General features: G+C 75.5%; 6 protein-coding genes and 1 riboswitch. Of the genes, 2 read left to right on the forward strand and 4 right to left on the reverse strand.

Annotated elements, in window-relative coordinates; genetic code table 11:
* Positions 1-57: 57 nt before the first annotated feature.
* Positions 58-1263, forward strand: coding sequence for an IS30 family transposase (locus EDJALFJO_RS11790; RefSeq protein WP_369812520.1), 1206 nt, complete (start codon positions 58-60; stop codon positions 1261-1263).
* Positions 1264-1503: 240 nt separating this feature from the next.
* Here EDJALFJO_RS11790 and EDJALFJO_RS11795 read toward each other — a convergent pair whose 3' ends face one another.
* Entirely contained in the window at positions 1504-2316 is an 813-nt protein-coding gene (locus EDJALFJO_RS11795; RefSeq protein WP_088285397.1) for a ParA family protein, read from the reverse strand.
* Positions 2317-2502: 186 nt separating this feature from the next.
* Positions 2503-2590, forward strand: a riboswitch (glycine riboswitch).
* A gap of 229 nt (positions 2591-2819) precedes the next feature.
* Here EDJALFJO_RS11795 and gcvP point away from each other — a divergent pair.
* Positions 2820-5648, forward strand: a complete 2829-nt coding sequence (gene gcvP / locus EDJALFJO_RS11800; RefSeq protein ID WP_369812521.1) for an aminomethyl-transferring glycine dehydrogenase — start codon at positions 2820-2822, stop codon at positions 5646-5648.
* Positions 5649-5790: 142 nt separating this feature from the next.
* Here gcvP and EDJALFJO_RS11805 read toward each other — a convergent pair whose 3' ends face one another.
* From EDJALFJO_RS11805 to EDJALFJO_RS11815, 3 genes are all read right to left on the reverse strand, one after another.
* Positions 5791-6534: a nucleotidyltransferase domain-containing protein gene (locus EDJALFJO_RS11805; RefSeq protein ID WP_198950219.1), complete on the reverse strand. Its 744-nt coding sequence runs from the start codon at positions 6532-6534 to the stop codon at positions 5791-5793.
* Entirely contained in the window at positions 6531-7055 is a 525-nt protein-coding gene (locus tag EDJALFJO_RS11810; protein ID WP_088285399.1) for a hypothetical protein, read from the reverse strand. The genes EDJALFJO_RS11805 and EDJALFJO_RS11810 overlap by 4 nt, the downstream gene beginning before the upstream one ends.
* The coding region (locus tag EDJALFJO_RS11815; RefSeq protein ID WP_304441275.1) for an SbcC/MukB-like Walker B domain-containing protein at positions 7052-8192 on the reverse strand (1141 nt) is incomplete at its 5' end. The genes EDJALFJO_RS11810 and EDJALFJO_RS11815, both read right to left, overlap by 4 nt.

Genomic DNA, 8192 nt, shown 5'->3' on the forward strand with positions numbered 1-8192 from the left:
ACATCGCACTTGGCCTCAATCGGTGAGTGCAACGCCTTCTGATGTGGGGTGTTGTCGATGGCGTACTCGCTGGAGGCTCGTCGTGTGTTCTGGCGTGCGTGGCGTCAGGGGCTGGGGGTGCCTGCGGCGGCGCGGCGTGCGGGCGTGTCGTCGGCGGTCGGCTGGCGGTGGGTCCGGCAGCGTGGCGGCATGCCTGATGTTGATCTTGTGGGTCCTCGGGGATCGTCACGCCGCCGGTTGACCTTGGCCGAGCGGGAGTGGATCGCGGTCCGGCTCCGGGAGAGGGCGTCGTTGGCGCAGATCGCCCGGGAACTGGGTCGCCCGACCTCGACGGTGAGCCGGGAGCTGGCGCGTAACGCCGAGGGCGGTTGGCGCAGCAAGTACTTCGCGACCAGGGCCGAGTATCTGACCCAGCGTCGTGCCCGCCGCCCGAAGCCGGCCAAGCTGGCCGTGCACGAGCCGCTGCGTGAGTACGTGCAGGCCCGGCTGGACGGTCCGGGACGGTGGAGCCCGGAGCAGATCGCGGCCCGGCTGCGGGTGGACTTCCCCGACGATGAACGGATGCGCATCAGCCACGAGGCGATCTACCAGGCGCTGTACGTCCAGGGCCGCGGCGCCCTGCGCCGGGAGCTGACGGTGTGCCTGCGGACCGGGCGGGCGGTCCGGCGCCCGAAGAGGACTCCCACCGGTGGCCGCCGACGTCGTCCGGCCCCGCCGCCGGAGCTGATGATCAGCGCCCGGCCGGCCGAGGTCGAGGACCGGGCCGTGCCCGGCCACTGGGAAGGCGATCTGATCGTGGGCCGCGCCCAGGGCGGCGCCGCGATCGGCACCCTGGTCGAACGGACCACCCGGTACGTGATGCTGCTGCACCTACCAGACGGGCACACCGGCGAACAGGTCCGGGACGCGATGACCACCACCATCACCACCCTGCCCGCCGCGCTGCGCCAGACCCTGACCTGGGACCAGGGCGTCGAGATGGCCCGCCATGCCGAGATCACCCTGGCCACGGGCCTGGACATCTACTTCTGCGACCCGCACTCACCCTGGCAACGCGGCACCAACGAGAACACCAACGGACTGCTGCGCCAGTACTTCCCCAAAGGCAGCGACCTGTCCGTCCACACCCCCGCCGACCTGGCCGCCGTCGCCGACGGACTCAACGGCCGCCCCCGCAAGACCCTCGGCTGGGCCACCCCCACCGAAGCCCTCAACCACCTACTCTTGACCGCCCAAGACCAACCCGTTGCACCCACCGCCTGAATCCGCCGCACTCTTGGCGTCGTTCTCTCACCAGAGGACGAGGTTGGGTACTTCTCGCACCAGAGGACGCCGCCCGTTGGGTGCGCGCGCCGCCAGAGGACGCCGCCGATGAGGTGCGTCAGGCGCCAGAGGACGTCCACGAAGGAGCGCGCGTGTCAGCCGCTGCAGGACGCCGACGAAGAGGTGCGAGCCGCAGGAGCGTGCCGTCAGGTGCGCGAGCCGCCAGAGGACGGGGACCCGTCAGGCGCGCGGGGACGCCGCTGCGGCCTTGCGGCGGTTGGCGACCCGCAGGAGCCGCGCGAGATGCGCGTCGAACGCCTCCGAGAGCTCCGCCGCCGCGGCGCCGGGCCAGCGGTGGACGGGGCTGCTCGCGCCCTGCGACTGCTGGAGGGCGCTGCGCTCGGGCAGCGAGGGGGAGAGCACGAGCGGGCCGAACATCTGCTGGAGCTCGGTGAGGCGGTAGCGGTGCTCGGGGGAGCGGTCCCGGTAGCGGTTGACGACGACGCCGAGCGGCTGCAGGTTCGGGGCGGTCGTGCGGCGCAGCTCGTCGATCGAGCGCAGCGCACGGTCGGCGGCCGTGACCGAGAAGAGGGCCGGCTCGGAGACGACGAGCGCGCGCTGGCTCGCGACGAGCCCGGTGCGCGTCAGGGCGCCGAACGACGGCGGGCAGTCCACGAGGACGAGGCGGTAGTCGGTGGCCCGGGTCAGCGCCGTCTCGAGCCGGTGGACGGCGCGCTCACCGATGCGCGGGCCGTCGAGCGCGGCGGCCTCGACGGTGCCGATCATGACGTCGAGCGTCCCGCCGCCCTCCGCCGTCCAGCCGCTCGTCGCAACGGCCGAGTCCAGCGCCGTCCGGCGCGGGGCCGACAGGACGTCCGCGACGGTGTGCTTCGGGCGGTCGACGACGTCCAGGCCCATCGTCGCGTCGGCCTGCGGGTCGAGGTCGACGACGAGGGTGGGGACACCGCGCGCGAGCGCGGCGGAGGCGAGGCCGAGGACCACGGAGGTCTTGCCGACACCGCCCTTGAGACTGCACACGCTGACGACGATCACCCCTGAAACCTACCTGCTCCGCGGCCCGGGCAGCAGGACCGTCCACAGGGCGTCGTCCGGCGGTGCAGGGGATCCGCGGGCTGACCACGGGACCGACCGTTCGGCGACAGGTCGGGCGGTCGGGCGCGTCCGTCGCCCGCCGGTCCCACATCGTGGCACCCGTTTTGGTAGCGTCCTCCTCGCTGCAGACCCCGCACGGGAGAGCCCCCGTGAGGGGGCGCCGAAGGGGCAACTCTCCCCGGAACCTCTCAGGCGCCAGGACCGTGCGGGTCAGGCAACTCTGAAGCGCGAACGTGGGTGACAGAGGGGGAGGTCAGGGCGGTCTCGGCCGCCGACCGACCCCTGTCTGGAGCGCGTCCGTGACCTCCGTCATCGCAGTCCCCTCCGTGCCGTCCACGCCCGGCGCCGCTGCCCCGGCCGCACCGGGCGCCGCGCACGCGCCGTCCGAGGCGACCTCGTTCGCCGACCGGCACATCGGCCCGCACGCCGCCGCGACGGCGCACATGCTGGCCACCGTCGGGCACGACAGCCTCGACGCGCTCGTCGCGGCGGTGATGCCCGCGGTGATCCGCGACCGGGACGGGCTCGACCTGCCGCCCGCGGTCGGGGAGGCCGAGGTGCTCGCCGAGCTCACGGCCCTCGCCGCGCGGAACACCGTGCTCACGCCGATGATCGGCCTGGGCTACCACGGCACCCACACCCCCGGCGTCATCCTCCGCAACGTCCTCGAGAACCCGGCCTGGTACACCGCGTACACGCCGTACCAGCCGGAGATCTCGCAGGGCCGGCTCGAGGCGCTGCTGAACTTCCAGACCGTGGTCTCCGACCTCACCGGGCTGCCGACCGCCAACGCCTCGCTCCTCGACGAGGGGACCGCCGCGGCCGAGGCGATGACCGTCATGCGACGGAGCACGAAGGGGGCGGCCGGTGCCGTCCTCGTCGTCGACACCGACGTCCTGCCGCAGACCCGGGCCGTCATCGGCACCCGCTCCGAGCCGCTCGGCATCACCGTCGTCGACGCCGACCTCGCCGGTGCGGCGCGCTCCGGCGGCGACGTCGCGGCGGTGCTCGCGGCCGCCGGCGGCGAGCACGGGGTCTTCGGGGTCGTCGTCCAGTACCCGGGGGCCTCCGGCGCGGTCACCGACCTGCGGGGCGTCGTCGACGCCGCGCACGCCGCCGGTGCGCTCGTCACCGTCGCCGCCGACCTGCTCGCGCTGACCCTGCTCACCCCGCCCGGCGAGCTCGGGGCGGACGTCGCGGTCGGGACGTCGCAGCGCTTCGGCGTCCCGCTCGGGTACGGCGGCCCGCACGCCGGGTACATGGCGGTCCGGGCCGGGATCGAGCGCTCGATGCCGGGTCGGCTCGTCGGCGTCTCCAAGGACGCCGTGGGCAAGCCGGCGTACCGGCTCGCGCTGCAGACCCGCGAGCAGCACATCCGCCGGGAGAAGGCGACGAGCAACATCTGCACCGCGCAGGTGCTGCTCGCCGTCATGGCCTCGATGTACGCCGTCCACCACGGGCCCCAGGGCCTGCGGACGATCGCGACCCGGGTCGCCGGGCACGCCGCCGACCTCGCGGCGGCGCTGCGCGGCGGCGGGGTGGACGTCGTCCACGCCGAGCTCTTCGACACCGTCCTCGCGCGGGTGCCCGGCCGGGCGGACGCCGTCCTCGCCGCTGCCCGCGAGCGGGGCGTCCTGCTGCGCCGGGTGGACGGCGACCACGTCGGGGTGACGACCGACGAGACGACGACGCCGGCGCACCTGGCGGCGGTGTGCGCGGCGTTCGGCGTCGCGCCCGGCAGCGCGGTGCGCCGGTCGGCGGAGGTCCCCGGCGCGCTGCCCGCAGCACTGCTGCGGACGAGCGGCTACCTCACCCACCCGGTGTTCTCGGCGTACCGCTCCGAGACGGCGATGCTGCGCTACCTGCGCCGGCTCGCGGACCTCGACTACGCGCTCGACCGCGGCATGATCCCGCTCGGCTCGTGCACGATGAAGCTCAACGCGACGACCGAGATGGAGCCGGTGACCTGGCCGCAGTTCGCCGCGCTGCACCCGTTCGCGCCGGCCGACACCGCCGCGGGGACGCGGGCGCTCGTCGCCGACCTGGAGTCGATGCTCGCGAGCGTGACCGGCTACGACGCCGTGAGCATCCAGCCGAACGCGGGCTCCCAGGGCGAGCTCGCCGGGCTGCTCGCCATCCGGGCCTACCACCGCTCGCGCGGCGAGACCGACCGCGACGTGTGCCTCATCCCGTCGTCCGCGCACGGCACGAACGCCGCGAGCGCGGTGATGGCTGGCCTGCGGGTCGTCGTCGTGAAGTGCGACGAGGACGGCAACGTCGACATGGCCGACCTGCGGGCCAAGGTCGACGAGCACGCCGCCCGGCTCGCGGCGGTGATGATCACCTACCCGTCGACGCACGGCGTCTTCGAGGAGGCGGTCGCGGACCTGTGCGCCGCCGTCCACGACGCGGGCGGCCAGGTGTACGTCGACGGCGCGAACCTCAACGCGCTCGTCGGGCTGTCGAAGCCGGGCACGTTCGGGGCCGATGTCTCGCACCTCAACCTGCACAAGACGTTCTGCATCCCGCACGGCGGCGGCGGCCCCGGCGTCGGGCCGGTCGGCGTCCGCGCGCACCTCGCGCCGTACCTGCCGAACCACCCGATGGACGACGGTGCCGGCCCCGCGACGGGTGTCGGCCCGATCTCGGCGGCGCCGTTCGGCTCGGCCGGGATCCTGCCGATCTCGTGGACCTACGTGCGGCTCATGGGCGCCGAGGGGCTGACCCGGGCGACCGCGACGGCGATCCTCGCGGCGAACTACGTCGCGACCCGGCTGCGCGACCACTACCCGGTGCTCTACACCGGCCGCGACGGCCTCGTCGCGCACGAGTGCATCCTCGACCTGCGCGGGATCTCGAAGGAGACGGGAGTGAGCGTCGACGACGTCGCCAAGCGCCTCGTCGACTACGGCTTCCACGCGCCCACGATGTCGTTCCCGGTCGCGGGCACGCTCATGGTCGAGCCGACCGAGAGCGAGGACCTCGTCGAGCTGGACCGGTTCTGCGACGCGATGATCGCCATCCGTGGCGAGATCGACGCCGTCGCCGCCGGCCGCTGGCCCGCCGGGGACAACCCGCTCGCCAACGCCCCGCACACGGCGGAGAGCCTCGTCGGGGAGTGGGCGCACCCGTACACCCGCGAGGAGGCCGTCTACCCGGCCGGCGTCGACCCCCGCGCGAAGTACTGGCCGCCGGTGCGCCGCATCGACGGCGCGTACGGCGACCGGCACCTGGTCTGCTCGTGCCCGCCGCCGGAGGCGTTCGAGAGCTGAGCCCTCGTCGCCGTCCTCTGGCGGGTCACGCACCCTACGTCGCGCGGGTGGGGTGCAGAACGCGTCAGAGGACGGTGGAGGGTCGGCCGGTTCGCGTCAGCGTGACCGATCCTGCGGCGCAGTGCCGCGGGATCGGTCGCGGTCACGGGCTCGCAGGGGCCGGACGGCGGGCGGCGGCGACCGTGCGGCGGACGTCGCGCCACGCGACGAGGGCGGTGCGCAGCCGGGGCGAGGTGACGTCCTCGCCGCGGCGGCGCGCCCTCAGCGCCGCGACGAGGTGCGCCGGCGCGTGCGCCTGCTCGACGGCGAGGGTCTTCGTGAGCAGCTCGCCGGTCGCGAGGCTGTGGCGGCCGCGGGCCATCGAGGTGAGCGCGAGGTCGGCGAGGACCGGGTCGAGGAACCAGAGCGGGTGCCGCGCGGCGAGGGCCCAATAGCCGGTGAGCTCGGAGCGGGCGGCGGCGCGGACGTCGTCCGGGGTCACCGGCGACAGCAGCGCGGCCGGCGCGCGGCCGAGCACGGCGAAGCCGTGGAGGGCGAGCTCGGCGCGAGTCACCCCGGAGAGGATCCGGTGCACGAGCGCCCCGTGCGTCCACGTCGGGTGCAGGGCGGCCGGGTCGTCCAGGGCCGCGGTGTCGACGTACACGCAACCGAGCTTGAGGCCGGCGCCGGACCCGGCGTCGAGGTCCCGGTGGACGGCGCTGAGCGTCTGCTCACGGCCGGTGCCGACCGGGCCGGCCGTGACGGCGACGAGGTCGAGGTCGCTGACGGACGGCGTCCAGTCGCCCGTCGCGAGGGAGCCGGCGACGAGCAGGTCGCTCACCCAGCCGAGCGCCGCGAGCCGACCGGCGAGGTCGTCGACCACCTGCGGGCGCGGCCGGCGGGTCACGTGCGGCCGGCCCCGTGCTGGCCGCGGTCGGTCGCGTCGTCCCGCGGCTGCCACGTCGCGTGGAGGACCGACGCGGCGAGCGGCGGGCGCAGCGCCCGGACGGCGGCGACGACGGCCGGGTCGTCGTCGACGAGGACGACGACCCGGGCCCGCCGGGCGAGCCGCCGCAGGTGGCCGATCTTCACCGCGGTGGCCGGGCGGCGGTCGTCGTCCGCACGCAGGAGCAGCGGGGCGTCGGGCAGGTCGTGCCGGAGCAGCCAGGCCCGGGTGGCGGCGGCGGTGCGCTCCGGGCGGCCGCTGAGGTAGACGACGGCGAGACCGCGACCGAGGACCTCCTCGACGACGGCGCGGCCCTCGGGGTGCACCGGGTCGTCCTTCGCGGCGGCGAAGAACGCTGCCCAGCGCGGGCGGCCCCCTGCGACGTGGTGGAGCCGGTGCCGGGTGTCCGCCAGCACGCCGTCGAGGTCGAGGACGGCGACGTCTGGCGGTCGGTCGCCCTGCGGTGCGGCGCCGCCCGTCACGCGGGGACGGCGAGCCGCAGGGTCGAGCCGGTGCGGCCCTTGACCACCTCGAGCCGCGCGGGCATCCGGTCGCGCAGGTCGGCGACGTGGCTCACGAGGCCGACGACACGGCCGCCGGACCGCAGGTCGTCGAGGACGTCCATGACCTCCTCGAGGGTGTCCTCGTCGAGGCTGCCGAAGCCCTCGTCGACGAAGAGGGTCTCGATCGTCGTGCCGCCCGACTCGGCGGAGACGACGTCCGCGAGGCCGAGCGCGAGGGCCAGCGAGGTGTAGAACGACTCCCCGCCGGACAGGGACGCGGTGTCCCGGCGCTGGCCCGTCCAGGCGTCGACGACCTGGAGCGCGAGGCCGGCGCGGCGGGCGCCCTTCTCGGCGACGTCGCTGTGGACGAGCGCGTACCGGCCCGCGGACATCTGGGCCAGCCGCAGGCTCGCGGCCTCGGCGACCTGCTCGAGCCGGGCCGCGAGGACGAACGCCGACAGCGGCATCCGGCGCGAGTTCTCCCCGCCGGTGCCGTCGAGGCAGCGGCTCAGCCCGTCGAGGACGGCGAACCGCTCGTGGACCGGGGCCGCCGTGGCGAGGTGCGCGTCGAGCTCGGCGGCGATCCCGTCGAGCGCCCGGACCGCCTCCTCGGCATGCGCGAGGGTGCGGACGGCGTCCGCCTCGTCGGCCCGCGCGAGCTCGAGCAGCGCGGCGGCCGTCTCGGGCTGCGGCTCCGGGGCCGCGGCCGCCGCGACGAGGGCCCCGTCCTCGAGCCGCTTGGTGACCGCGGCGAGCTCGTCGTCGCGGGCGCGCAGGGCCGCGGTGTAGGCGTCGGTCTGCTCCCGGCTGAGCACCGCGCGGACGCAGTCGATGACGTCGTCGAAACCGGCCGCGCGGGCCGCGGTCGCGGCGGCGGCGGTCGCCCGGTCGGCCGTGACGCTCGCGTCCGCGAGCCCGCGGCGGGCGTCGAGGACGCCCTCGGCGGCGTCGGCCCAGGCCCGCAGCCGGTCGCGCCGGGCCGCGACGCTCGGGTCGTCGCCGCGCGCCCGGTCGACCCGCTCGCGCAGGCCGTCGGCCCGCTCGGCGACCCGGGACCCGGCGGCGTCCGCCTGCTCGCGGGCGGCCGCGGCGGCGGCGACACGGCCTGCGAGGTCG

The organism is Kineosporia sp. A_224, assembly GCF_002198655.1.
Taxonomy (GTDB): Bacteria; Actinomycetota; Actinomycetes; order Actinomycetales; family Kineosporiaceae; genus R-H-3.

Bases quoted from the DNA above. Each gene is read 5' to 3' on its own strand.
- EDJALFJO_RS11790 (WP_369812520.1), top strand. From the start codon at position 58: ATGGCGTACTCGCTGGAGGCTCGTCGTGTGTTCTGGCGTGCGTGGCGT.
- gcvP (WP_369812521.1), top strand. From the start codon at position 2,820: ATGCTGGCCACCGTCGGGCACGACAGCCTCGACGCGCTCGTCGCGGCG.